Origin of the sequence: Paenibacillus sp. GXUN7292 (genome assembly GCF_050864975.1) — a bacterium.
Lineage (GTDB): Bacteria > Bacillota > Bacilli > Paenibacillales > Paenibacillaceae > Pristimantibacillus.
In genome coordinates, this window is the sequence record NZ_JBOZWO010000015.1 from 89,856 (window position 1) to 113,379 (window position 23,524).

Annotated in this window: 21 protein-coding genes and 1 riboswitch; of the genes, 5 read left to right on the plus strand and 16 right to left on the minus strand. The window is 46.7% G+C overall.

Features of this window, described 5'->3' with window-relative positions:
• Nucleotides 1-139: 139 nt before the first annotated feature.
• Nucleotides 140-1,156, plus strand: a complete 1,017-nt coding sequence (locus ACRRU2_RS14190) for a ketoacyl-ACP synthase III (RefSeq protein WP_432502556.1) — start codon at nucleotides 140-142, stop codon at nucleotides 1,154-1,156.
• A gap of 55 nt (nucleotides 1,157-1,211) precedes the next feature.
• On the opposite strand, the gene thiO is transcribed toward ACRRU2_RS14190, so the two are convergent.
• The 9 genes from thiO to ACRRU2_RS14235 all read right to left on the minus strand — a co-directional run bounded on the left by thiO (nucleotide 1,212) and on the right by ACRRU2_RS14235 (nucleotide 12,485).
• A complete protein-coding gene (gene thiO / locus ACRRU2_RS14195) occupies nucleotides 1,212-2,336 on the minus strand; it encodes a glycine oxidase ThiO (protein ID WP_432502558.1) in 1,125 nt (374 codons plus the stop codon).
• Nucleotides 2,333-3,172: a thiazole synthase gene (locus tag ACRRU2_RS14200; protein WP_331701391.1), complete on the minus strand. Its 840-nt coding sequence runs from the start codon at nucleotides 3,170-3,172 to the stop codon at nucleotides 2,333-2,335. The genes thiO and ACRRU2_RS14200 overlap by 4 nt, the downstream gene beginning before the upstream one ends.
• A 5-nt stretch (nucleotides 3,173-3,177) precedes the next feature.
• A complete protein-coding gene (gene thiE / locus ACRRU2_RS14205) occupies nucleotides 3,178-4,044 on the minus strand; it encodes a thiamine phosphate synthase (protein WP_432502560.1) in 867 nt (288 codons plus the stop codon).
• Complete coding sequence (locus ACRRU2_RS14210; protein WP_331701365.1) at nucleotides 4,041-5,171, minus strand: ThiF family adenylyltransferase; 1,131 nt, start codon at nucleotides 5,169-5,171, stop codon at nucleotides 4,041-4,043. Before ACRRU2_RS14210 ends, thiE begins: the two co-directional genes overlap by 4 nt.
• On the minus strand, nucleotides 5,155-6,918 hold the full coding sequence (gene thiC, locus ACRRU2_RS14215) for a phosphomethylpyrimidine synthase ThiC (protein WP_432502563.1): 1,764 nt from the start codon (nucleotides 6,916-6,918) through the stop codon (nucleotides 5,155-5,157). Before thiC ends, ACRRU2_RS14210 begins: the two co-directional genes overlap by 17 nt.
• Before the next feature lie 163 nt (nucleotides 6,919-7,081).
• Nucleotides 7,082-7,185, minus strand: a riboswitch (TPP riboswitch).
• A gap of 44 nt (nucleotides 7,186-7,229) precedes the next feature.
• Nucleotides 7,230-8,261, minus strand: a complete 1,032-nt coding sequence (ytvI, locus tag ACRRU2_RS14220) for a sporulation integral membrane protein YtvI (RefSeq protein WP_432502565.1) — start codon at nucleotides 8,259-8,261, stop codon at nucleotides 7,230-7,232.
• Nucleotides 8,262-8,297: 36 nt separating this feature from the next.
• On the minus strand, nucleotides 8,298-9,449 hold the full coding sequence (yfkAB, locus tag ACRRU2_RS14225) for a radical SAM/CxCxxxxC motif protein YfkAB (RefSeq protein ID WP_432502567.1): 1,152 nt from the start codon (nucleotides 9,447-9,449) through the stop codon (nucleotides 8,298-8,300).
• A gap of 226 nt (nucleotides 9,450-9,675) precedes the next feature.
• The gene (locus tag ACRRU2_RS14230) at nucleotides 9,676-10,794 is read right to left on the minus strand and encodes an HD-GYP domain-containing protein (protein ID WP_331701390.1); all 1,119 of its coding nucleotides are present in this window, start codon (nucleotides 10,792-10,794) and stop codon (nucleotides 9,676-9,678) included.
• 239 nt (nucleotides 10,795-11,033) lie between these two features.
• Entirely contained in the window at nucleotides 11,034-12,485 is a 1,452-nt protein-coding gene (locus ACRRU2_RS14235) for a bifunctional metallophosphatase/5'-nucleotidase (RefSeq protein WP_432502569.1), read from the minus strand.
• Between the two features lie 420 nt (nucleotides 12,486-12,905).
• Here ACRRU2_RS14235 and ACRRU2_RS14240 point away from each other — a divergent pair, with 420 nt between their 5' ends.
• Nucleotides 12,906-13,961: an HD-GYP domain-containing protein gene (locus tag ACRRU2_RS14240; protein WP_331701360.1), complete on the plus strand. Its 1,056-nt coding sequence runs from the start codon at nucleotides 12,906-12,908 to the stop codon at nucleotides 13,959-13,961.
• Nucleotides 13,962-14,035: 74 nt separating this feature from the next.
• Here the strand turns inward: ACRRU2_RS14240 and ACRRU2_RS14245 are convergent, their stop codons facing one another.
• Entirely contained in the window at nucleotides 14,036-14,887 is an 852-nt protein-coding gene (locus ACRRU2_RS14245) for an N-acetylmuramoyl-L-alanine amidase (protein ID WP_331701359.1), read from the minus strand.
• Between the two features lie 231 nt (nucleotides 14,888-15,118).
• Here ACRRU2_RS14245 and ACRRU2_RS14250 point away from each other — a divergent pair, with 231 nt between their 5' ends.
• Entirely contained in the window at nucleotides 15,119-15,529 is a 411-nt protein-coding gene (locus ACRRU2_RS14250; protein ID WP_331701358.1) for a YugN family protein, read from the plus strand.
• Nucleotides 15,530-15,702: 173 nt separating this feature from the next.
• Here the strand turns inward: ACRRU2_RS14250 and sufB are convergent, their stop codons facing one another.
• Genes sufB through sufC form a run of 5 tightly spaced genes read right to left on the minus strand, consistent with a single transcriptional unit; the run spans nucleotide 15,703 to nucleotide 20,902 of the window.
• Nucleotides 15,703-17,100, minus strand: coding sequence for a Fe-S cluster assembly protein SufB (sufB, locus tag ACRRU2_RS14255; RefSeq protein ID WP_331701357.1), 1,398 nt, complete (start codon nucleotides 17,098-17,100; stop codon nucleotides 15,703-15,705).
• A 60-nt stretch (nucleotides 17,101-17,160) separates the two neighbouring features.
• Nucleotides 17,161-17,583 (minus strand): Fe-S cluster assembly sulfur transfer protein SufU, encoded by a 423-nt coding sequence (sufU, locus tag ACRRU2_RS14260; RefSeq protein WP_331701356.1) that lies wholly within the window; start codon nucleotides 17,581-17,583, stop codon nucleotides 17,161-17,163.
• On the minus strand, nucleotides 17,570-18,796 hold the full coding sequence (locus tag ACRRU2_RS14265; protein ID WP_331701355.1) for a cysteine desulfurase: 1,227 nt from the start codon (nucleotides 18,794-18,796) through the stop codon (nucleotides 17,570-17,572). Before ACRRU2_RS14265 ends, sufU begins: the two co-directional genes overlap by 14 nt.
• Nucleotides 18,793-20,100 (minus strand): Fe-S cluster assembly protein SufD, encoded by a 1,308-nt coding sequence (gene sufD, locus ACRRU2_RS14270; protein ID WP_331701354.1) that lies wholly within the window; start codon nucleotides 20,098-20,100, stop codon nucleotides 18,793-18,795. Before sufD ends, ACRRU2_RS14265 begins: the two co-directional genes overlap by 4 nt.
• A 22-nt stretch (nucleotides 20,101-20,122) precedes the next feature.
• A complete protein-coding gene (gene sufC / locus ACRRU2_RS14275; protein ID WP_331701353.1) occupies nucleotides 20,123-20,902 on the minus strand; it encodes a Fe-S cluster assembly ATPase SufC in 780 nt (259 codons plus the stop codon).
• A gap of 315 nt (nucleotides 20,903-21,217) precedes the next feature.
• On the opposite strand from sufC, the gene mtnA reads away from it, so the two are divergent.
• Complete coding sequence (mtnA, locus tag ACRRU2_RS14280) at nucleotides 21,218-22,270, plus strand: S-methyl-5-thioribose-1-phosphate isomerase (RefSeq protein ID WP_432502574.1); 1,053 nt, start codon at nucleotides 21,218-21,220, stop codon at nucleotides 22,268-22,270.
• Nucleotides 22,271-22,387: 117 nt separating this feature from the next.
• On the opposite strand, the gene ACRRU2_RS14285 is transcribed toward mtnA, so the two are convergent.
• The gene (locus ACRRU2_RS14285; protein WP_331701351.1) at nucleotides 22,388-22,693 is read right to left on the minus strand and encodes a YunC family protein; all 306 of its coding nucleotides are present in this window, start codon (nucleotides 22,691-22,693) and stop codon (nucleotides 22,388-22,390) included.
• 207 nt (nucleotides 22,694-22,900) lie between these two features.
• Here ACRRU2_RS14285 and ACRRU2_RS14290 point away from each other — a divergent pair, with 207 nt between their 5' ends.
• Nucleotides 22,901-23,410, plus strand: a complete 510-nt coding sequence (locus ACRRU2_RS14290; protein ID WP_331701350.1) for a hypothetical protein — start codon at nucleotides 22,901-22,903, stop codon at nucleotides 23,408-23,410.
• Nucleotides 23,411-23,524: the final 114 nt, after the last annotated feature.

Sequence of the window (23,524 nt, forward strand, 5' to 3'; positions counted from 1 at the left end):
ATGATGCGATATATGCGCTATGTTTGATGCATCATATATGGGTGTAAGGGATACAATTGACAGGAAAGGCAGTTTGCATTTATATTGGTACTAGGTACTAATACCAGATACTAAGCGTTTGTTAAAGGAGGTTTTATTTATGTCAGCCACTCATTTGAAGTCGATCCAATCACATGCACGAATAACCGCTATCGGCACCTATGTGCCAAGCCGCATTCTCAGCAACGCTGATTTGGAACAACTGGTTGATACAAGCGACGAATGGATCGTGCAGCGAACCGGAATTCGGGAAAGACGAATAGCAGCTCCTGATGAATTTACAAGCGATATCATATTTGCTGCAGTTAGAAATATGCTGGATCGTTTTCCAGTTACTTTATCGGATGTTGATTACATTATTGTAGCGACCAGTACGCCTGATACTTTTTTCCCAAGCATGGCAGCAAGGGTACAGGGCGAGTTCAAAATCGGCAGCTGTGGAACCGTTGATATAAGCGCAGCTTGTGCGGGCTTTACCGCTGGCATACAGCTTGGCAACAGCTTGCTGCTCACCGGCTTGTACCGTAAGGTGCTAGTTATTGGCGCCGACGCCATATCTAAAATAACCGATTATACCGATCGTACGACCTGTATTTTATTCGGAGACGGTGCAGGCGCTATAATTATGGAGAATACGGGAAATGAGAAGGGCTGTTTATTAGCTGCTTATTCCCATACAGACGGCGCATCCGGCCATCATGTTTATCGAAGCAGTCTGAGCTCATCCATTAATCAATTCGATATTGTGACAAACGGCATGCTCGTTCAAAATGGCAAGGAAGTATATCGCTGGGCAGTCACCCAAGTGTCAAAAGGCATCCAACGCATTCTGCAGGATTATGGGTTCTCAGCAGAAGACATCGATTGGTTCGTTCCGCATAGCGCGAATATGAGAATAGTCGAAGCTATTCAACAAAGAACGGGCATTGCGCCAGAAAAAACCTTAACCAGCATGGAGTACTATGGAAATACGTCAGCGGCCTCCATTCCGCTCGCTATAGATGAAGCGTTCAAAAAGGGTCATGTGCAGCCTAATCAAAAGCTGCTGCTGTATGGCTTTGGAGGAGGCTTGACGGAAGCTGCTGTCATTATTCGCTGGGAACTAACAGAGCCCTAATCAAACAAACAGGCTGTACAGCTTTTAGTAAGTAGCTGTACAGCCTGTTTGTGATTTATATGGCAGCTCTAGTAAATCTTGCTGGATGGAAGGGCGATATGCTGCTGCTCAAATGATTGTCTAACAAATCAGCTGCTATTAGAGCCGTAACAGGACTAAGCAAAATCCCATTCCGATAATGTCCTGCTGCTATTATGATGCGGCCCGTACGGTCTATCGGACCTATTAATGGCAACCCGTCCTTCGTCGCCGGGCGCAAGCCAGCCCAGCTGCTGTACAGCTTCTGCCTCTTTAGTGCCGGAAGCCAGTTTTCGCTTGCACGAACGAGCCGGCCAATACCTTGCTCCGTTGTTTCTGTATTATAACCGGCTACATCCTCCGATGCTCCGCATATTAATCTGCCGTCCGTTTTCATTACCCAATAGGCGTGAGCGCTGAATATTAAATGAGCCGGCGTTACTGCGTTGTTTTTATATGCACATATTTGTCCGCGAATAGGATGAACGGGAAGTGCAAGGTTAAAGGAGCTTTCATACAAAGAGGTCCACGCACCGGAGCAAACGATTAACCGCTCTGCACGAATACTCTTTAATTCAGCTGCATACTTCACAGTAATACCAGCATCAGTCTGCTCTACCGCTTCAATCGCGCCTGCTTGCTCAATGAGCCTTACCCTCAGCATTTGACAGCAGGCTATAAGAGCTCGGACAAGTTGCGGCGCGTCTACATGGCTTTCAGCCGGGCTGTACAGGCCAGCAACAATATCTTTGCTTAGCTGCGGCTCCAGCTGAAGCAGCTCCTCCCGCTCCAGCTGCTCCATACCTGCCTGCCACTCGTTTTGCCAAAGCAGCCTTGTCAGAAGCGGCTGTATATCCGCTTCATGCTTGCATACATATAAGCTGCCGCAATTTATTAAGCCTACGGAATGCTTGGACAGCTGCTCTATCTCCTGCGTCCACCGCTCATACATCAGCAAGCTTTGACGGCAAAGCTGAAAAAATGCATCCGGCTGCTCCAGCTGCTCAGAATATGGCGCAAGCATGCCTGCTGCTGCACCTGAGGCTTGCCCGCCAAGCCGGCCGGGCTCAATAAGCGTTACCTTGTAGTTTCTTTTTGCAGCCTCATATGCACAAGAAAGCCCTATAATGCCTCCGCCTAATATAATGACAGATTGACTCATAGCTTGAGGCCTGTCCTTTCCTGCATGAAGACGATATCGCCTTCTCTTCCTTGATCAAACAAGCTGCCTTCCAGCGAGCTGCTGGCAGAAGCGTACCGCTTGCGTTCAATTCTTCCAGCCGACCTTGCCAGCACCCCGGCTTCTATTGCCAGCCGGAATGCGCGTGCCATCGCTTCCGGGTCTTGCGCCTTTGCTATTGCAGTATTGATCAGCACGCCAGCTGCTCCCAGCTCCATTGCCGCAAGCGCATCTCTTGGAGAACCAATGCCGGCATCTACTATAATAGGCACCTTGGCGTCCTCTATTATTAATCCTATATTGTAAGGATTCAAAATACCCAGCCCTGTGCCGATAGGTGAGCCGCCAGGCATAACTGCCGCTGCTCCGGCTTCCTCCAGCCTGCGGCAAAGCATAGGATCATCCGTTGTGTAAGGCAGTACAACAAAATCTGATTGCACGAGCATTTCCGTTGCTTTCAAAGTTTCAACCGGATCAGGCAGCAAGGTTCGCGGATGTGCGCTTATTTCAACCTTCACCCAATCCCCTAATCCTGCGCTGCGAGAAAGCTGCGCTATCCTGACCGCTTCCTCCGCATTTCGCGCGCCCGATGTATTGGGCAAAAATTGAAGAGGGCGATCAATAATATGCTGCATAATCGAATCATCCTCAACAGCTTCCAAATCCATTCTGCGCACTGCAAAAGTTATAATCTCAGCTTCTGATGCCGTAAGAGCATCCTGCAGTACAGCTGGACTTGGAAACCTGCCGGTTCCAAACATTAATCGGGAGCGAAATGTTTTGCCCCCTATTTCAAGAGCTGCCATTTTACCGTTCATCACGTCTAGCCACCTCCCACGAATTGGATAAGCTCCACATGCGAATTGTTTTTCAACAGCCGCTCATTCCATGCAGCTCTCGACAGTAGACAGCCGTCAAGCTCAACGATAAGATGCTTAATCTTATGCTGCTGCCCAAGCTGGTCAAGCAGCTCGCTCACAGAGGCAGCATATGTCTCTTTCAGCTTTCCGTTTAATAATATATTTATTGGAAAACTATTGATCTCTCGCAACTTTCTACTGGCATGGATCAGCTCGCAAAGTCGCCTGCAAGCCTGCTCCGGCTCAGCGCTGTCTGTTATTGCCCGTACTGCACATAGCCTTGCAGCCCCTGCTGCCAGCACCTCCGCGGCATTAGCCAGCGTAATCCCCCCGATTGCAACGAATGGAATTCTTATACTTGAAGCCACTTCCTCTATTAAACGAGTGGATACTGCCGGCCTCCCCGGCTTGGTAGGCGTTTCAAACACCGGGCCGACGCCTATATAATCTGCCCCCGCCTGCTCCGCAGCTAGCGCCTGCTGCAGCGAATGGGTGGAAATGCCGACTATAGCATCGCTTCCAAGCAGAACGCGTGCCTGATCAATAGGCATATCCTCCTGCCCGAGATGCACCCCATCGGCTTCAGCCAGCTTTGCCATATGAGGGTCATCGTTGACGATAAAAGGCACACGATACGATCTGGTCAGTGTCCGAAGCGCTTTCGCTTGCTGCAGGATCAGCTCTTTATCGCCGCTTTTATTCCGCAGCTGAACAATGCCAGCACCTCCCTTGATCGCCTGCTCCATCACCTGCAGCATCGTTCTGCCGTCCTTGTGAGCTTCACCTGAGGTAATCGCATAAAGCTTAAAATCCAGTTTATCTTTATTCATAAGTGTCCGCTCCTTTCCGTATTGCCTATTACGTACTCCAAGCATAGCGAAATCGCTCTTTCCACCTTATCCGTTCCGTGAACCAGTACTCTTCCGTCCGCAAACAGCACCAGCTTTTCTTTATCTGGCAGCACCGCTTTTACTAAGTAACGGTTGCTTGTCACTTCACATCCCGCAGCATTCAGCCTGCGCTGCATTTGCCCTAGCTCCAGCTCAGCAGTCAGCGTCAGCTGAATCGTATCCCTTCCGCAAAGCAAGGCAGACTGCTCCCTGTCAATTGACAACGGCCTCGTCCGCTTGCCTGCCCCACTTCTCTCCAAAGCTTTGTCGGCATGGTGAGAAGTGCTGGCATGCTGTATGTTCCCGCAATAGAAGCAGTTTTGGATCGCCGCTGGCAAACGTGAACGCCGAAGCTGCAAATGCCATATATCAATCGAAACCAGGCTGCCATGAAGGGTATCCTTATTATCCGTCAGCCATTTGATCGCCTCCGCTGCCTGTAAGGAAACGACCATCTCTACTGCCGGCGATAACACCCCGACCGAATCGCATGTATCTGCCGCCGCCAACGCTTCCTCGCCGCCGATCAAGCAGCGCAAGCATGGCGTGCTTCCCTTCATCAGAAGGGCGCTCATCCCTTTCGAGCCTGCTACGCCTCCAAACACATAGGGAATGCTTCGCTCGAAGCAGCGATCGCTGAGCATCAGCCTTGCCGCTGCATTATCCGTTCCGTCCAGCACAAGCTGCATGCCATCCAACAGCCTGTCTATGTTACCTGAATGAGCATTTGCGACAATAGGCTCAACTGCAACCTGGCTATTTATTTTTTGCAATTTAGCAGCTGCAGCGATTGCCTTCGGCAAAGACTGCAGCGCATCCCGTTCATCAAATAGCGTTTGCCTTTGCAAATTGCTGGGCTCGACGTAATCGCGGTCGACGATGCGCAGCTCCTTTACGCCTGCTCTTGCCATATGCTGGGCCAGCGAGGCGCCGAGCGCACCGCAGCCGACAATGAGAACGGATGACTCGCTGAGCCGCTGCTGCCCGCCCGCACCGACCGGCGCAAACCGGATTTGCCTGGAATAGCGCTCCTCCCAAAGCTCGTGCCGGCTAACCATAAAGTTCATGCCCGGCCTTTCGAAATTGTCCCGCTTTCTCCTGCAAGCCCGCTTCGATCGCTTCTATGGAGTCAAGCCCTTTCTCTGCTGCATATTCTCTTATATCCTGGGTAATTCTCATGCTGCAAAATTTAGGGCCGCACATGGAGCAAAAATGAGCGGTTTTCGCCCCTTCCGCAGGCAAGGTTTCGTCGTGATACTCCATCGCGCGCAGAGGATCAAGGGACAAATGAAATTGATCCCGCCATCGAAACTCGAATCTTGCCTTGGACAGCGCATCGTCCCGCTGCTTCGCCCTTGGGTGCCCCTTTGCCAAATCCGCTGCATGCGCGGCAATTTTGTAAGTAATTACGCCTTCCTTCACATCCTCGCGATTTGGCAAGCCCAAGTGCTCTTTTGGCGTAACATAACAGAGCATCGCTGTGCCATACCAGCCGATCATGGCTGCCCCTATTGCGGAAGTGATATGGTCATAGCCTGGGGCGATATCCGTCGTCAGCGGGCCCAGCGTGTAAAATGGCGCTTCGTCGCACGCTGCGAGCTGACGGTCCATATTTTCCTTAATCAAATGGAGCGGTACATGGCCTGGCCCTTCTACCATGACCTGCACATCATGCTTCCAGGCAATTTTCGTCAGCTCGCCAAGCGTTTCCAGCTCCGCAAATTGCGCCTCGTCATTGGCATCTGCAATGGAGCCTGGACGAAGCCCATCCCCCAGCGAAAATGCTACATCATAGCTTTTCATTATTTCGCATATTTCTTCGAAATGCGTATACAAAAAATTTTCCTGATGATGAGCCAGACACCAGGCTGCCATAATCGAACCGCCACGGGACACGATCCCTGTCACTCGATTTGCTGTAAGCGGGATATACCGCAGCAGCACGCCAGCATGAATTGTAAAATAATCAACGCCTTGCTCAGCCTGCTCAATCAGCGTATCGCGAAACACTTCCCAGCTTAGGTCCTCCGCCTTGCCGTTTACCTTCTCCAAAGCCTGATAAATCGGTACGGTGCCTACCGGCACTGGTGAATTGCGGATAATCCACTCGCGCGTCGTATGAATATTTTTACCTGTAGATAAATCCATAATCGTGTCCGCGCCCCAATACGCGGCCCATCTCATCTTCTCTACCTCCTCCTCAACCGAAGAGGCTACAGCAGAGTTCCCAATGTTCGCATTTATTTTTACATGAAAGCCCCGGCCAATAATCATAGGCTCGCTCTCAGGATGATTAATGTTTGCCGGTATGATCGCTCTGCCCGCCGCAACCTCGTCACGGACAAATTCCGGCTCCATGCCTTCTCGTATAGCAATAAACTCCATCTCGGGTGTTACTATGCCTTTGCGCGCATAATGGAGCTGAGTCACGTTTTTACCTGGCAGTGCGCGATAAGGCCGGGCATTAACTAGTGGAAATTGCTCGATTCCGCGCTTAAGCATCGAATCCTCGGAGGAAAAGCCATTATCCTCCGGCCTTATCGCTCTTGCCTCATAGCGCTCAACATCTCTGCGCTGCTCAATCCACTTTTTTCTCAATAGCGGCAAGCCTGCCCGGACATCCGCTATGTAGCTTTCATCCGTATAAGGCCCGCTGGAGTCATACACGCGAACCGGCTCGTTCGGATATTCGGTTCCGCTGCGATCAGTGCTGCTTGCCAATGCAATCTCTCTCATCGGGACCTGAATAGACGGATCACTTCCTGTAATAAACACTTTTTTGCTGCCTGGCAGCGGCTTATTGCTTGCTGACATAACAAAAAACCTCCTGAATGGAATAGTTAAAATCCCACCTGGAGGCCAATACAGACATATGCGAAAGTTGAATGCATCATAAAGCGATCAATGCAGCCGACAACTCAACTTGCCTGCATGCACAAATAAACCTTATGAAGCTTTGGCAAAAGCAGCTTCCGCTACTTTTGACCTTCCACTTTCCTACGCTGGCATGACCCAGATCAGGTTCTAAGGGACAAAAGCATTCGCTTTATCTCAGCCTTGAAGGCGCCCCTAGTGGATTTCCTTATACGACTATAGCTCGTTTAAAAAGCTGCTGTCAACTCTTGCTATAGTTTTATTTTAGTTTGAAACAAGCCAGCCTGCCGTGCCGCCATATAAATAATGACGACTAGCGGTCCAAGAAATACGCCGACTACGCCGACCAGCTTAAAGCCGACATACAAGCTTATTAATGCCGATAGAGCGCCAATTCCTATCGAATCTCCCAATATTTTTGGCTCGACAATCCGGCGGAATACAGTAATGACCAGGAACAGCACCAGCAGCCCGATTCCCGTGTAATTGTCACCCGTCAGCAAAAGAAAAGCAGCCCATGGAACAAGTACAGAGCCGGTGCCAAGTATCGGCAAAATATCAACTACGATAATTAACAGCGCAATCGCCATTGGAAACTTAACGCCCAAAATCAGCAGTCCCACAAAAGAAATAATATAGGTCAAAGCGCTTAGTATAAATTGCGAGCGAATAAATCCGAATATCGATTTTTTCAAATTCGTTAAAACCTGATCCACCTGTGGACGGGATTTTTCTTCAAAAAAGGACAGAAACGATTGCTTCATCGTATTCAGACTAAAGCTGAACATGTATACTGCGACAAGAAATACGATAAAGAATATAAACATTCCTGGTAAAGTTGACGCAATCGATACTACAGATTTCGACAAGGAGCCGGCCATCTGTGTAATGGTTGACGTAAGGCTTGATACCCATTCCTCCAAAGCCGCTGCTGCGTCCGGAGGCAAGTTCTCATAGAGCAAATTTGCATTTTGCATGAGCTGGTCTACATAGGAACTGGCGTTATCGAAATAAAGCGGAACCTTTTGAAAAAATGCAATCAGCTCGGCAACAATTTTCACGCCCAGCAGCGCAATCGCTCCCAGCAGAATCAGCGTGAACAATGAGCTCGACAACGTAGCCGCGAACAGACGGTTCATCTTGAACTTTTGCATAAACAGCTTATTGAGCGGCTCTAGAAAAATCGCGATGACAAGCGCCAGTAAAAATGGAGCGCCTACTGTGAAAATCAGGTATAACAAAAGCAATGCAACTGCAATCGACAGTATTGCTTTAACAGACAAGCCTTTTCACCCCTTTTTGTATGAATATACCTCGTCCTATTCATCTAAAATAGCGCTTCGCGTTAAAAAATCAACATCCTTATAGTACATATCCTTTACAAGCAAATTCGGTCCGCAGCAGGCGGCTGCAGGACAATGGCAGTTGACACCCGCTGCGAGCGGATGATCAAGCCAACGGCTGAACAGTTCATCCAGCTTTGAGTCAGCAATATTGCCAAACGCGGGCACATCAGCAAAATCAGTTACAAATACATCGCCTGTAAACAGGTTGACGTTAAGACGATTGCGCCCGTCTGGATCATTGCGGACGGTCACATTCGGCTCGGCTGCGAGCCTGTTCAGCAATACCCGCTCTGCCTTCTGCTCACTGCAGGAATAAAAAGGAAGCGTGCCGAACAGCATCCATACGGAACGGTCCCGGCTGTCCAATAACCGTTCAATCGCTGCAAGCATTTGCTCGCGCGAGATCATCGGCAAATTTTTCGCAAAGGAGCTTGGATACATCGGATGCACTTCATGACGCTTGCAGCCCATTTCTACAATAAGCCGATGAATGTCTGCAATCTTGTCATGCGTGCGATAATTGATCATGGATTCCGCTGATACCAGCACATCGGTCTCGCTTAGCCTTTGCGCATTTTCAATCATACGCTCGTACATTTTGGCAGTGGCCTTGCTTGATACTTCATGGCCTGCATTGGCAAAGCCAATCTGATGGAAGTCCTCGGCAGACGTATAGTTAAACGAAATATGCATCACATCCAAATAAGGAGCCAGGATGTCGTATCTGCTGTATGGCAGCGTCACGTTGGAATTGATTTGTGAATGCAGCCCCCGATCACGCGCATACTTCAGCAAGGGCAGCATATATTCCTTTACTGTTTTTTCAGAAAAGGACGGCTCGCCGCCAGTAATGCTGATCGTCTCCAAAAATTGCGCTTCCTCGAGACGCTCGAGCATTTGTTTCAGCGGAAGCTTGTCCGGCTCGATATATACGAGCGTATCTCCTACTGCGCAATGCTCGCAGCGCATATTGCACAAATTCGTTACCGTCATTTCAACACTCGTTAGTCTATGAGAACCATATTGCCGGATGGAACGAATTGGGTCCCACGGATCATAGGCAGGAGATAGCTTCTGCTGGATTTTATGTTTGTCATTACCGGTTTGCACATCAACTATACTCATTATTTCAACACCTGACATCTAATATTATTATTCTATTGTAATATTCATGCTAGCTGGAAGCAAATACGGCTTTTCCGCTCCAGCACAGCACTTAGACCAATACCAGCCTTATTATATATATATGAAAATGATAAGCTCATAGAATCTGAACAATAAGAAAAACGCCTGGCGGCGTCCTATGCGATCAAGTTTGGAATTTTTTTAAAAAGAGCCTCGCGGCTCCTTTCTATATACCTGACACCATCGATACATCTGGCTTGTGATCATTAACAGAGTCAATCATAACCGTCAGCTGCTTGGACAAATCAATTTCATAGGGAGATTTGAGCGCTTCGCCAGCCTCGTTGTAAAGTACTCTTACGATTGGCCGATGAGGATATGAATGATTTAAATCAACGACTACGCCGGTTTCACCCGTCTGCAAATGTACGGTTATGCCGACTGGATAAATGGCTACCTTATCGCGGAATTGCTGGAGCATGCGCTGCTCATATAATGTGCCCGAACCTGCATACAAGCTTTCTACAGCAAGATGCGGCAGCATAGGAGCTCGATACACACGATTGGTCGTCATCGCATCATACGAATCGACGATGCCGATCCACTTGGCAAATTCATGTATTTCATTTCCCTTAATGCCTCTTGGATAACCGCTTCCGTCAAGCCGCTCATGATGCTGAAATGCGCAATGCGCAACGATTAGCGGCAAATTCGGCTCGTCCTTGAGCAGCTCGAAACCAATGCTCGTATGCTGCTTCATAATTTCATACTCTTCAGCTGTCAGCTGATCGGGCTTTTTCAGCACATTCGTCGTAATCTGCGTCTTGCCGATATCATGCAATAACGCCCCCATGCCAAGCGTCATTGTCTTTTCCCGGTCATATCCGCTCGACAGGCCTAACAACGTCGTATACACACATACGTTGAGTGAATGCTGGAATAAATAATGATCTACAGAGCCCATATCCATCAGCATAATCATAGCATCCTTGTGGTTGGAAAGGTCATCTATAATCATGCTCATCATTTCTTTGAAGGGCTGAGCAATATAAGGATATGTAACGCCTTTTCTCTGCTTTGGGCGATCCATCATACTTCGAAAATTAGTGCGAATTTCCTTTATTGCTACTCTAAACGTATCCTCGCTTATAAGTGTTGGCAACTGTATATCATCAGTTCGGGGATCTTCAATATATACATACTGAATTCCGCATTGCTCAAGCCGTGTAATCAGTCTGCTGTTCAGCTCCATGTTCTCGCCAAGCAAAACAATGCCTTCCTCTGAAAATATTTTTTTGGCCAGCTTCATACCAGGCACACACTTTGAAATCGGCAGCAAGCGCATACGATCGGTCCTTCCCACTAGTCTCCATTATGATGATTCTCATGATGTCTCCCTTCATAACCGGTCAAGCCCCAAGCTTGTTGCAGCTATGAAAAACAGAAAAATAGAACACATAAACGAACTGTCTTGTTATGCTTAAATGTACGTGAAAAAAGAAAAATTCGCAACCTTTTTCTATAAAATTCGACATTTCTCCACTAAATTCTTTCTTTTTGCCGCATCACAAAAAGTTTAACTTATCAATTATTATAATGTGAAGCAGCTGTCCAATGCTGCTTCTTACAGCTGCGCAGCGACTGCGGGCAGCCTAGCTCTTTTTCAATCACATTACGGATAAACTCCGGCATAAAAAACTGAAAGGAAGCAGCGTTGGCAATCGTCTCATAGCCTACCCTAAAGCTGAACATGTCGATTGTGCCTACTTTATAGCAGCGCGATTCCTGCAAAGGCTCGCCGTTAATGTCGATCTGCACAATTTGGCTGCCGGGTGCACGGCTTGCATCATATAGGATATGAATTCCCGCCACCGCAAGCGTTCCAAGACGTTCTCCGCGAAAGCCAAAGCCTTTAATCGGCTTATATATAAACTCCTCCTGCAAGGCCTGCTCCAGCGCAGTACGCAGATCCTTGCCTTCCAGCACAGCAAGGCAAGGATTAATAGGCGACGGACAAAGCGCATGCAGTTCGCCCGCCGTTACTTCTCCTATAGCTAACCCGCCCAGCAGCTGTCCTGTATTTACTAGACCAATCTCCGCATCAGTCCAATTCTTTAGCCCTATTGCAAGCAAATTTGGCAGCTCAGACTCCCGCTCCAGTCGTGCGCCAAGCGCTTCATCCAAATGGGTAATCGTTCTGCTCAGCATCTTTCTTGCATCTGCTTTATATTGTTCAATTATTTCTGCGGCTGTCTCCTTCTCTTCGAATGCGCTGGTAGGAACACAGCTTGCCTCGAACATCGGCTTCCTGGCGCTGCTGTCCCAGCTTATCGCAACACGGCCAACATAATCGCCAAATTTGCCCGCAGCACAAATGGTTGTCTCATTCATAACGAGCGCTTCCTCCAACAGATGATGTGTATGCGCGCCTAAAATAAGATCAATGCCATGAATTTCTTCCGCCATTTTTTTATCCAGCGGCAAGCCGAGATGAGATATGACAATGACGATATCTGCATAAGGCCGAAGCAGCTCCACCTGTTCCCTGATCGCTTCCAGCGGCTCTGTCGTTTTCCAGCCCAGCAGCGCATATACTTCGGAATAATTAGCTGTTGCTGCGGTCAGTCCAATTTTCAACCCGTTTTTTTGAATAATAAGCTGCTTCTGCAGCCATTCCGGCTGTATGCCATCTTCTATTTGAAGCATATTTGCACATATAATTGGAAATTTGGTCTTGTTGTAATAAGTATCATGCAGCGTATCTCTGGAAAAGGTAAGTCCTTCATTATTGCCAATCGTTGCAGCCTCATACCCTGCTTCATTCAATAGGGCGACATTGACCGCGCCATCGCTTCCCTCGGTTTCCTGCCTCATCCGATCCATATGATCGCCGCAATCGACAGCAAGCACCCGTTCGCTTCCAAGCAGTCGTCTTTCCTGTGCTATTGCTGATGCAATCCTGGCGGCATTTTCCAAACGGCTATGAATATCATTGCTATGATATAGTACAATTCGTGCATCTGCTTTATCGTTCAAAGAAAGTACGCCTCCTTATTGCTGCAGCTTCAACGTTGCCTATAGCTCTACTTATATATGTACTATTGTCCACTAGTTATATATATCCAATCCGTTTTACGTAAATACGCATGACAAACGTTCATTATACTCATTTATTATAATATTGTTGTCTGTGCTTGTATACAAACGAGCCTCGCTTGCATAGCTATGACACACTTTCATTGAAAACGCATCTTCCGACAAATATACTCAAGAACATTTTAACAGTGCAGTCTAATTAACTTATTAAATTAAAATCAAGGTCTTATTTTGCTGAAAATTTAGGTATTATGTCTTATTTTTCAATTCCTCTTATTGCCATCCTATCAAATGCTTGTTACCATTATGTTTATAAGCTTAAAATAGCGCATATTCATTAATGTTGACTGAGGTGTCTTAATGAGAGTACATATTACGGACTTAATTGATGGAGATAAGCTTAAGAACGATGTGTTTAACCATTATGGCTTACACGTGCTTTCAAAAGGTACAACCCTGAACAAACAAGAAATCTCGCGATTGCTGCAGCATCAAATTGATTTTGTGGAAATCGAAGACCGAGCTGCTGTACCAAATGCAAGCCGTACTCTCGAATCAACTGTCAGTCCAAAATGGCTTCCAAATGTAAAGCCAATCTATGAACATACTATCCGCAGTATTGAAACATTTTTTGAGAAGGCTTTAAATGAAGGCAAGATTGATGATGACGAGGTTTCCAAAGCCATCGATCCGCTATTAAATAATTTGCAGCTTGAACGCGATGTCGTTTCTATGCTGCTGCTGCTCAATACTACCGATAACTATACATATCAGCACTCCGTACAGGTTGGCATGCTTTCCTATTATCTTGCTACCTGGATGGGCTACTCACCTCAGGACGCCTCCCTTATCGGTAAGGCTGGTTTTTTGCATGACATTGGCAAGAGCAAAATCGACTACGAAATACTTAACAGGCCGGATAAGCTGACGGCTGAAGAATTCGAAAACGTTAAGCTGCACACGATTTACGGCTACGAGATTATTAACAACTCAATGCCAGACTCTATTATCGCACTTGGCGCTTTGCAGCATCACGAGCGGGTAAATGGCAGCGGATACCCCCATGGACTAAAGGGAGAGGCCATTCATCCCATCGCCAAAATCATCGCTGTTGTCGACATTTACAGCGCCATGATCTCGGCAAGGGTATACCAAAAGGAACGAGATCTGCTCTTCGTACTCAGAGAGCTGCATCGGCTAAGCTTCGAGGAGCTTGATCCGACGACAACACATATGTTTATCCGCCATATGATACCTAATTTTATCGGCAAAAAAGTAAAGCTCAACAATGATAAGTACGGTATTATTGTAATGACTCATCCTACTGAATTTTTCAGACCGCTTGTCAGAATAGACGATGAATTTATTGATCTGACGTTAGAACGCCAATACGAAATTGTTCACGTGTACCTATAATTTTAATCGCTTTCATAGTAAAAGAGAACAAACAGGCCGAAGAGACACACCGTCCCTATCGGCCTGTTTTTTATTTAATCGTTGCCGCTTAATCCTGCCCGATCCAATATGACCGCTATTTGTGCTCTAGTAAGCGGCTGATCAGGAGCAAAGCGGGTTGTGCTTACGCCATTCATTAATCCGCTTCTGATTGCCTTCACAATGCTATCCTGAGCCCAGTGGCCAGCAATGTCCTCAAATCCTTCAATCGTTTCGCCTGGATTTTCCGGCTCTACTGGTTCTTCCGGTTTGCCTGGTCCTTCAGGCTGACCAGGCTCCCCCGTTTCTCCAGGCTTAGTTCCAGGAGGCGTATATGGATGGCTGACGTATAAGCAATAAGCTTTTACCGCTGCTTCCGCATAGCTTTCCCAATTTTTTTGCAATCTCACTGCATCTTCTTTATTCGTTAAAAACCCATATTCAGTAATTACTGTTTCAACAGAACCCGTTAAACGTTGCATATAAAAATAATCCTGACCATTGGACTGCGCCTTGGAATAAGTCGGCGTCGGCCTTAAAACCTGACCGGCATTTTTAAGCTGCTCAGCAATAAGCTTCGCCCATCTTCCATTGGAATGAATGCTGTGAATTATTTCGGCTCCCAATGCGGTTGATGCGGATGCTGCATTAATATGATTTGAGAGACAATGCTTGGCGCCGCTATTTTTCACCTTGGTTGTTCTTGGACTGGGATCAAGCGTCGTGTCGCTGTTTCTTGTCAGAGCGACCCTTATCCCCAGCTCCTGGAATCGTTTGTATTGATATAACGATATATCCAAGGTAAGTTTCTTCTCAGTGATGCCATTGCCAACAGCCCCGCTGTCCGTCCCGCCATGGCCAGGATCTATGATCAGCTGAGGCGTACCTGCATAGCTTTCTGTACTCATCCTAATCAGCTCCCTTTCGCGTAATGCTTGTTTTAGATGAAACAGCGTTACATAGCCTTCACCTATATATATGACAAGCATGAAGCCTTTGATTGGATGACTGTCACCATTCTGAACAAATTCTAACCTAGCGCAAACGCAAATGCATTATTTATTCCGTTCAGTATGATTTGCCTGATTCAGGAGAAAATACCTCATATCTAACCATTTCGATGATATGGAGGTTTTCGCATGATTAAACTGCAAACTGGCCTTGAGGGCAAACGGGCTTACTTTGGCAATATTCAAAGCGATCTTGAAAAGCACGGCTATTGCTTGGGCGGAAATTGGGATTATAAACAAGGCTTTTTTGATTCTATTTTATGGAGGGAAGCCGGGGAAACTATTTATTTGAGATTGCCTTTCACTGTTTTGGAAGGAGAACTGGATAACCCGGATGCCTATATTATGTTCCAAACGCCATATGTCGTAAAACATGTTGTTAATATAGGGCTAGACACAGATGCCAATTCACTTGCAAGTGCTGTCGGCTTAAATCAATTCCAGGACCCGCTCGATACAGACGGGCAAATTGCTAACAAAACCAAATGGGAGGATGTTGGCGAGCAGGCCGTCAGCCAGGTTTTCAACTATGTAATGTGATCGAACAATCCCCGCCGTTCTTTGGACAGGCGCGTTTGCCGATGAAATATAAGAACAGATATAAGGTTACAAAAACTTATACTTTCTTATATTTAAAAAAACCTGCCAAGCTCTATGCTATGTCCGAGTTCAACCACGGATTATGCAGCATATTACTTGGCAGGAATTATTTGTTAACCGATAGAGCCTTCCATCTCGAACTTGATAAGACGATTCATCTCAACGGCATATTCCATTGGCAATTCTTTTGTAAACGGCTCGATAAAGCCCATTACGATCATCTGAGTAGCCTCGTCTTCACTTAGGCCGCGGCTCATCAGATAGAACAATTGATCCTCGGATACATTGGACACTGTCGCTTCATGCTCTAGTGTAATGTTATCGTTGAAGATTTCGTTATACGGAATTGTATCAGAAGTAGATTCATTGTCAAGAATTAGCGTATCGCACTTCACGTTAGACTTCGCGCCATCGGAATTGCGTCCGAAGGATGCTAGGCCGCGATAAGTTACTTTACCGCCATGCTTACTGATCGACTTGGATACAATTGTAGAGCTTGTATCTGGCGCTAGATGCGTCATTTTGGCACCGGAATCCTGGTGCTGGCCTTTGCCCGCAACCGCAATCGACAGAACCATACCTTTTGCACCGCGTCCCCGCAATACAACCGCTGGATATTTCATCGTCAGCTTGGAGCCGATGTTGCCATCGATCCATTCCATCGTTGCATTCTCATCGGCAACAGCACGCTTCGTAACAAGGTTATAAATGTTAGGCGCCCAGTTCTGAATCGTTGTGTAACGAACGCGAGCGTTCTTTTTGCACAAAATTTCAACAACAGCGCTATGAAGCGAGTTCGTGCTGTACACTGGAGCAGTACAACCCTCTACGTAGTGAACAGAGCTGTCCTCATCCGCAATAATAAGCGTACGTTCAAATTGACCCATATTTTCCGAGTTAATACGGAAATAAGCTTGAAGAGGAATTTCGCACTTAACACCTTTTGGTACGTAAATAAAGCTGCCGCCGGACCAAACCGCGCTATTAAGCGCTGCAAATTTATTGTCGTTTGGAGGAATAATTGTACCAAAATATTCTTTAAGCAGTTCAGGATGCTCGCGAAGGGCAGTATCTGTATCTGTAAAGATAACCCCTTGCTTCTCCAAATCCTCCTGCATGCTGTGATATACAACCTCAGATTCGTACTGGGCGGATACCCCTGCAAGGAACTTTTGCTCCGCTTCCGGAATTCCCAGCTTATCGAAGGTTTCTTTAATTTCTGAAGGAACTTCTTCCCACGTTTTCCCTTGCTTCTCAGATGGCTTTACATAATATTGAATGTCATCAAAATCAAGCCCGTCAAGGTCGCCGCCCCAACGCGGCATCGGCATTTTGTTGAACTGCTCCAATGATTTCAAACGGAACTCAAGCATCCACTCAGGCTCATTTTTCATTTCGGAAATTGTACGTACGATTTCTTCCGTCAAGCCTTTTCCTGATTGGAAAATAGATTTATGCTCATCGCGGAAACCATACTTGTACTCTTCCATTTCCGGCATTGTCTTTGCCATTTGAATCACACTCCTCTTTTATAGTAACTACCTGGCTGAACGATTAGCGGATTATCCCTGCTAGCCCTTCTCTTCGATTCCTTTGCGAAGTGCATTCCATGCCAGTGTCGCGCATTTAATTCTTGCAGGAAATTTATTAACGCCAGACAAAGCTTCGAGATCTTCGTTTTCCTCGAACTCTACAGCTTCGCCTTTCATCAGAGATGAGAAGCGGTTAGCCATGTCCAATGCTTGCTCGCAGGACCTGCCCTTGATCGCTTCTGTCATCATTGATGCAGAGCTCATACTGATCGAGCAGCCCTCGCCAGTAAACTTCGCATTTGTTACGATTCCGTCCTCTACTTGCAGCTGAAGAGAAATTCTATCGCCGCATGTAGGATTATTCAGATTAATCGTGACGACCTCTTCATTCATTTCGCCGCGATTCCGTGGGTTTTTGTAATGGTCCATTATAACTCTGCGATATAAATCATCCAATTGCATGACCGAAGAACTCCTTTGTTTGAATTAAAGCGTCGGCTAACCGATCAATCTCCTCTTCGGTATTGTACAAATAAAAGCTTGCTCTCGCAGTGGAGGAAACATTGAAAAATCGCATTAACGGCTGGCAGCAATGATGTCCAGCTCGAATTGCAATACCTTTGGAATCAAGCACAGTCGCTACGTCATGGGGATGAACATCGTCCAGATTAAACGTAACAAGCCCCACTCGATTTTGTTTCGGTCCATAGATTTCAAGGCCATCTATTGCAGATAGCTTATCATAAGCATATTGAGCTAATTTTGTAACATGCCGATCAATTTCGTCCAGACCAATGCTTTCAAGAAAATCAACAGCTGCTCCAAGACCGACAGCTCCTGCTATTATAGGCGTTCCGCCTTCAAAGCGGTAAGGAATATCCTTCCAGGTTGATTCGTACAGATCGACAAAGTCGATCATTTCGCCGCCGAATTCAATCGGCTCCATGTTTGAAAGCAATGATTTTTTGCCGTACAAAGCGCCTATGCCGGTAGGCCCGCACATTTTATGCCCGGATAAAGCATAAAAATCAACATCAAGCTCTCTGACATCCACCCTCATATGTGGGGAGCTTTGCGCGCCGTCAACTACAATTACCGCACCTTTGCGATGTGCCATTTCCGCTAATTTTTTTATCGGATTAATCGTGCCAAGCACGTTGGACATATATGCAATCGCAACAACTTTGGTGCGATCTGTAATCGTTTGTTCTGCATCCTCCAGCGTGAACGTGCCGTCTGGCTGAAGCGGAATATATTTAAGCACTGCACCGGTTGCTTTCGCGGCCTGCTGCCATGGAATTAGATTGCTATGGTGCTCGACTGCCGTGAGCACGATCTCATCGCCTTCCTTACAGTTTGCCCTGGCATAGCTGGAAGCAACCAAATTAAGCGCCGTTGTCGTGCCGCGAGTAAAAATAATTTCCTCTGGCTCGCTCGCATTTAGAAAAGCAGCTACCTTCGCTCGCGCCCCTTCATAAGCGTCAGTCGCTCGAGAACCTAGGGTATGAACGCCGCGATGAACGTTCGCATGATCCTGCTCGTAGTATCGTCTAACCGCATCAATGACGGAACGCGGCTTCTGAGAAGACGCCGCGCTATCCAAGTAGACGAGCGGGTGCCCGTTTACCTCTTGATGCAATATCGGAAATTGTTCCCGTATCGCATTTATGTTCATCTTTCTAGCTTCCTTTCGAGCAAGCGCACAAGCTGCTGACGAACTGCTTCTACAGCGATCTCGGCTACTTCTGGAGCAAGGAAGCCGTTAATGATAAGCTTCTCAGCCTGCTGTTTGGAAATACCGCGAGACATGAGGTAGTATACCTGCTCAGGATTTACCTGGCCTGCGCTTGCCGCATGGCCTGCAGTAACGTCATCCTCATCAATAAGCAGAATCGGATTGGCGTCTCCGCGGGCTTTCGGGCTTAGCATAAGCACACGCTCTGTTTGAACGCCGTTCGCTTTTGTAGCGCCATGTTCAATTTTGGTGATGCCGTTAATAATCGCTGAAGCGGAATCCTTCATAACGGCTCTGATAATCATATTGCTGTCGGAATGTTTTCCGAAATGTACGGCATGAGCTGTAATGCTCATCTTCTGCGAATCTTTCCCGATGCTGATCACTTTCGTATCAGAAGTCGATCCGCGGCCTTTCATAATCGTTTTGGTCTCCGACAAAGTGTTGCCGTCATTCAAATCACCGATTATCCATTCTACGCGCGCGTCGTCTTCTGCGATTGCACGGCGATAGCTTAGATCTACACCGGCAGCTCCCATGGAACGAATGGATGAGAAACGGACAAGCGAGCCTGGTTTCGCATAAATTTCAACGATAGACGGGTGTACGAATGCCGACTCGTTTGCCGCACCTTCTGACAAAACAGTGTCAACATAAGTTACACGGCTGTTCGCTTCTGCCACTACAATAATATGAGGGGCAAATGCAGCTTCGGCGTTATCGTTATATAGCACCGCTTGAAGCGGCACCTCTACTTCAACATTGCGTGGCACGTATAGGAATACGCCGCCGTTCCAAGTTGCAGCCTGCAATGCTGTAAATTTATTCTCATCCTTGGCAACTGCTTGGAACAAATATGGCTTCACAAGATCGCCATGCTCCTTCACTGCAGTTTCCAAATCCGTAAAAATTACACCCTTATTGGCAAGGTCAGCTGACAATTCCTTAAATACATTGGTGGAATTGCGCTGAACGATAACATTTTTATTTTTCTCCGAAATCATGCCGCGAATTTGCTCTGGCAAAGCAGAAACAGCAGAAACAGCCTCAGATGTTTGATAGCTGCCAACTGCAGACAGCTCCCAACGCTCTATATTCATCTTCTCCGGCTTTGGCCAAGCAAGCGTGCTGATAAGCTCAGCCGCGTCTCCGCGCAGTTGTACGAGCCAGTCCGGCTCCTTATTGCCGCGAGCCAGCGCCTCTGCCGATTGGCGATTAATCGGAGCAGATAGTTGTGTACTCATTCGAATTGCCTCCTTCTCCGATTTATTCTTTACCTACTGTCTCATCTACAATCCCAAGCTCTTCCTTCACCCAGTCGTAGCCGTCCTTTTCAAGACGATGAGCAAGCTCAGGACCGCCGGATTTAACGATGCGGCCTTGCATCATTACGTGAACAAAGTCAGGAGTAATGTAGTCAAGCAAACGCTGGTAGTGCGTAATAATAAGGAAGCCGCGATCCTCAGAGCGCATTTCGTTCACGCCGCTTGCTACGATACGAAGCGCATCGATATCAAGACCGGAGTCGATTTCATCCAAAATTGCGATTTTTGGATCAAGCATTTTCATTTGCAAGATTTCGTTGCGTTTCTTCTCGCCTCCTGAGAAGCCTTCGTTCAAATAGCGATGCGCAAATTCAGGGTTCATTTCAAGGCCCTTCATTTCACCTTCAAGCTGGCGGATAAATTTGATCAAGGAAATTTCATTTCCTTCACCGCGGCGAGCGTTAATAGCGCTGCGCAAGAAATCAGAGTTCGTAACGCCCGAAATTTCACTTGGATACTGCATAGCAAGGAACATGCCTGCAAGCGCGCGCTCGTCAACGCCCATCTCCAGTACATCTTCGCCGTTCAGCAAAGCAGTTCCAGCCGTTACTTCGTATTTTGGGTGTCCCATCAATGCGGAAGCCAGCGTACTTTTACCAGTTCCGTTAGGGCCCATGATCGCGTGAATTTCTCCACCTTTTATTTCAAGGTTAATGCCCTTCAAAATTTCTTTTCCTTCGATTTCAGCTTTTAGCCCATCGATGACAAAATGCGTTGCCATAATATACTGATCCCTCCATGGTTGGTATTATTCAAATTCCAGAGTTAATCATGAAATATTTGATCCTCTAAGAATTGATAGTCGGGTGATTCTCACTGATTCTCAATAATCATTCTAATATAGTTTAGAATAATTATCAATGGAGCTATCCCTTTTGCTGTATCCCCTTGACGAATACAAGCGAATTTTGCATCATTCAAATGCAGCTGGCTAAGCTATTCCATGTACAAACAACAGTCCTATCCTTTATACTAATAAATATAATTCCGACACTTTTGTCGTCTTATTGATATTTAGAAAGGAAGATTATGAAATATGTCACACAAGCAAGAAGCTTTACAATCACTCATCTGGAAAAGTGATCATTTACAACTGTTAGATCAGCGTCTGCTGCCTGAAGATATCGTTTATTTGCCGCTTACCACGCCTGTGGAGGTATGGGAAGCGATTCGTCATCTTAAAGTAAGGGGAGCGCCTGCTATTGGAATCGCGGCGGCTTATGGCGTCGTTTTCGGCAGCCGCAATGCTGCCACACTCGAAGAGTGGCTGGAGTCCGTCATTCGCGAGGCCGAATATCTTGCAACGTCGCGTCCAACTGCGGTTAATCTGTTCTGGGCGCTGGATCGCATGAAAGCTGCGGCCAAATCTTTTGCTGAACAAGGTGTTGCACTTGAACAGGCTAAGGATAAGCTGGAACAAGAAGCAATCGCCATTCATAAGGAAGATGAAGAGACGAACCGTTCGATCGGAGAGCATGCCCTTTCGCTGTTCAAGGACGGCATGGGAGTGCTTACCCACTGCAACGCGGGCGGATTGGCAACCGCCAAATACGGCACTGCGCTGGCGCCTTTTTATTTGGCGCTGGAGCAAGGCATTACACTTCGCGTTTACGCTGACGAGACGCGTCCGGTACTGCAGGGTGCAAGACTGACAGCGTTTGAGCTGCAGCAAGCTGGCGTTGACGTTACATTGATTTGCGACAATATGGCTGGCATGGTCATGTCCAAAGGCTGGGTTGATGCGGTTATCGTCGGTACGGACCGTGTAGCGGCCAATGGCGACGTAGCCAACAAAATTGGCACGTACAGCGTAGCTGTTCTGGCCAAAGCTCATGGCATACCTTTTTATGTTGCATGTCCAATGTCCACCATTGATCTGGAAACTCCGACAGGAGCGGAAATTCCAATCGAGGAGCGCAATGACGAGGAAATTACAGAAGGCTTCGGCAAGCGGACTGCGCCTAAAGACATTAAAGTTTACAACCCTGCCTTTGACGTTACACCTCATGAGTATGTAACAGCGATTATTACCGAAAAAGGCATTGTGCAAGCTCCTTATGATCAAAATTTGCGCAAGCTTTTTGAATAAGGATAAACGGTAATTATTGGTGAAATAAGTGAAGCCCCGCAAGAACATCTGCTTGTAAGCATGTCTTCCGGGGCTTTGCTATCCGCTTTGGGAGACAGTGAAGCTGTTTAATGTTGACTACAGCATCAGCTTTAATGCTTCATAGCCCTTCATACCCGTTACAATGCCTAACTGCTCTGCTGCATAAGTAACAGATTCCAGGGGCGCGTCAAGCAGCTGCTCCAAGGTGCGGACACCAACAGCGCGGCCTGCAACGATTCCCCTTTCCCTCAATTTTTCATTAAGCAGCGCCACATCAAGCGCCCCGCACATAATATATCCTCGATCCGTTGAGATTGAAAGCAAAGTAGTTCGCGGCAGAAGCACCTCAACACCTATAACCGTTTGACCGTCTGACAGAGATAAAGGTACGATTCGTACCATCGCTTTTGCACCTCCTTTGACAGCACCATTGAATTTTTTTCGTACTATTATTATATGCGCCGTCTTTTTGAAGCGATTAGACAATTGTATATATAGGTATAAAGAACCAATGATCTTCAAAACCAGCCATAGGTATATAAGATTATTTAAAAAAATGTTATAGTACTAAGGGCAGTTAATTTTTATGATTGTGAGGGGAATTTCTATATGAATTCGCAGCAAACAGCTCAAGAGAAATCGTCGTTTATCTTCAATCTTGAAGTATTAATTGAAGATGTTCATCATGCCGCTGCTTTAGAGAAGCTTATACATGGAATGAATCAGGGGGAATTTTTGGACTACCGCATTTTATCCGGTGTTCAATTAGGTAAGCTTATAGACCAGAAGAAATCTATTCCGGCCACGATTCATGCTGTTCCTGTACAACCTGCTGATCCGGCTTCATCATTACCTGACATTAACTCTGCTCCAGCGGAACCGGTTTCCCCAGCCGCAGCAGACCCGCAAATCCCGAATGACGTTTTACAAAAGGTCCAGCTGTTTATGAGCAATAATACTCTTGTTCGGCTTTTCATAAATAAAGGTCTTGGCATTAAAAAAAGCATTCCTTGCCGCATTATTAGAATGGACCAGGAGCAGCAGCTGATTACTGTTTATCATGTTGATGAAAAGCAGGTTTACACCTTCCACCATTACGAAATTGAAGATATTGTTTAGCGAAAATAGCTAAGGATAAACGGCTCCGCCATCCTTTGGACGAGCGCGTTTACCAATGAAATTTTAGAACAAGTATAAGATAAAAAAACTTATACTTTCGTATATTTTCAAAAA

Bases quoted from the DNA above. Each gene is read 5' to 3' on its own strand.
- ACRRU2_RS14190 (WP_432502556.1), top strand. From the start codon at position 140: ATGTCAGCCACTCATTTGAAGTCGATCCAATCACATGCACGAATAACC.
- thiO (WP_432502558.1), bottom strand. From the start codon at position 2,336: ATGAGTCAATCTGTCATTATATTAGGCGGAGGCATTATAGGGCTTTCT.
- ACRRU2_RS14200 (WP_331701391.1), bottom strand. From the start codon at position 3,172: ATGAACGGTAAAATGGCAGCTCTTGAAATAGGGGGCAAAACATTTCGC.
- thiE (WP_432502560.1), bottom strand. From the start codon at position 4,044: ATGAATAAAGATAAACTGGATTTTAAGCTTTATGCGATTACCTCAGGT.
- ACRRU2_RS14210 (WP_331701365.1), bottom strand. From the start codon at position 5,171: ATGAACTTTATGGTTAGCCGGCACGAGCTTTGGGAGGAGCGCTATTCC.
- thiC (WP_432502563.1), bottom strand. From the start codon at position 6,918: ATGTCAGCAAGCAATAAGCCGCTGCCAGGCAGCAAAAAAGTGTTTATT.
- yfkAB (WP_432502567.1), bottom strand. From the start codon at position 9,449: ATGAGTATAGTTGATGTGCAAACCGGTAATGACAAACATAAAATCCAG.
- ACRRU2_RS14230 (WP_331701390.1), bottom strand. From the start codon at position 10,794: ATGCGCTTGCTGCCGATTTCAAAGTGTGTGCCTGGTATGAAGCTGGCC.
- ACRRU2_RS14240 (WP_331701360.1), top strand. From the start codon at position 12,906: ATGAGAGTACATATTACGGACTTAATTGATGGAGATAAGCTTAAGAAC.
- ACRRU2_RS14245 (WP_331701359.1), bottom strand. From the start codon at position 14,887: ATGAGTACAGAAAGCTATGCAGGTACGCCTCAGCTGATCATAGATCCT.
- ACRRU2_RS14250 (WP_331701358.1), top strand. From the start codon at position 15,119: ATGATTAAACTGCAAACTGGCCTTGAGGGCAAACGGGCTTACTTTGGC.
- sufB (WP_331701357.1), bottom strand. From the start codon at position 17,100: ATGGCAAAGACAATGCCGGAAATGGAAGAGTACAAGTATGGTTTCCGC.
- sufU (WP_331701356.1), bottom strand. From the start codon at position 17,583: ATGCAATTGGATGATTTATATCGCAGAGTTATAATGGACCATTACAAA.
- ACRRU2_RS14265 (WP_331701355.1), bottom strand. From the start codon at position 18,796: ATGAACATAAATGCGATACGGGAACAATTTCCGATATTGCATCAAGAG.
- sufD (WP_331701354.1), bottom strand. From the start codon at position 20,100: ATGAGTACACAACTATCTGCTCCGATTAATCGCCAATCGGCAGAGGCG.
- sufC (WP_331701353.1), bottom strand. From the start codon at position 20,902: ATGGCAACGCATTTTGTCATCGATGGGCTAAAAGCTGAAATCGAAGGA.
- mtnA (WP_432502574.1), top strand. From the start codon at position 21,218: ATGTCACACAAGCAAGAAGCTTTACAATCACTCATCTGGAAAAGTGAT.
- ACRRU2_RS14285 (WP_331701351.1), bottom strand. From the start codon at position 22,693: ATGGTACGAATCGTACCTTTATCTCTGTCAGACGGTCAAACGGTTATA.
- ACRRU2_RS14290 (WP_331701350.1), top strand. From the start codon at position 22,901: ATGAATTCGCAGCAAACAGCTCAAGAGAAATCGTCGTTTATCTTCAAT.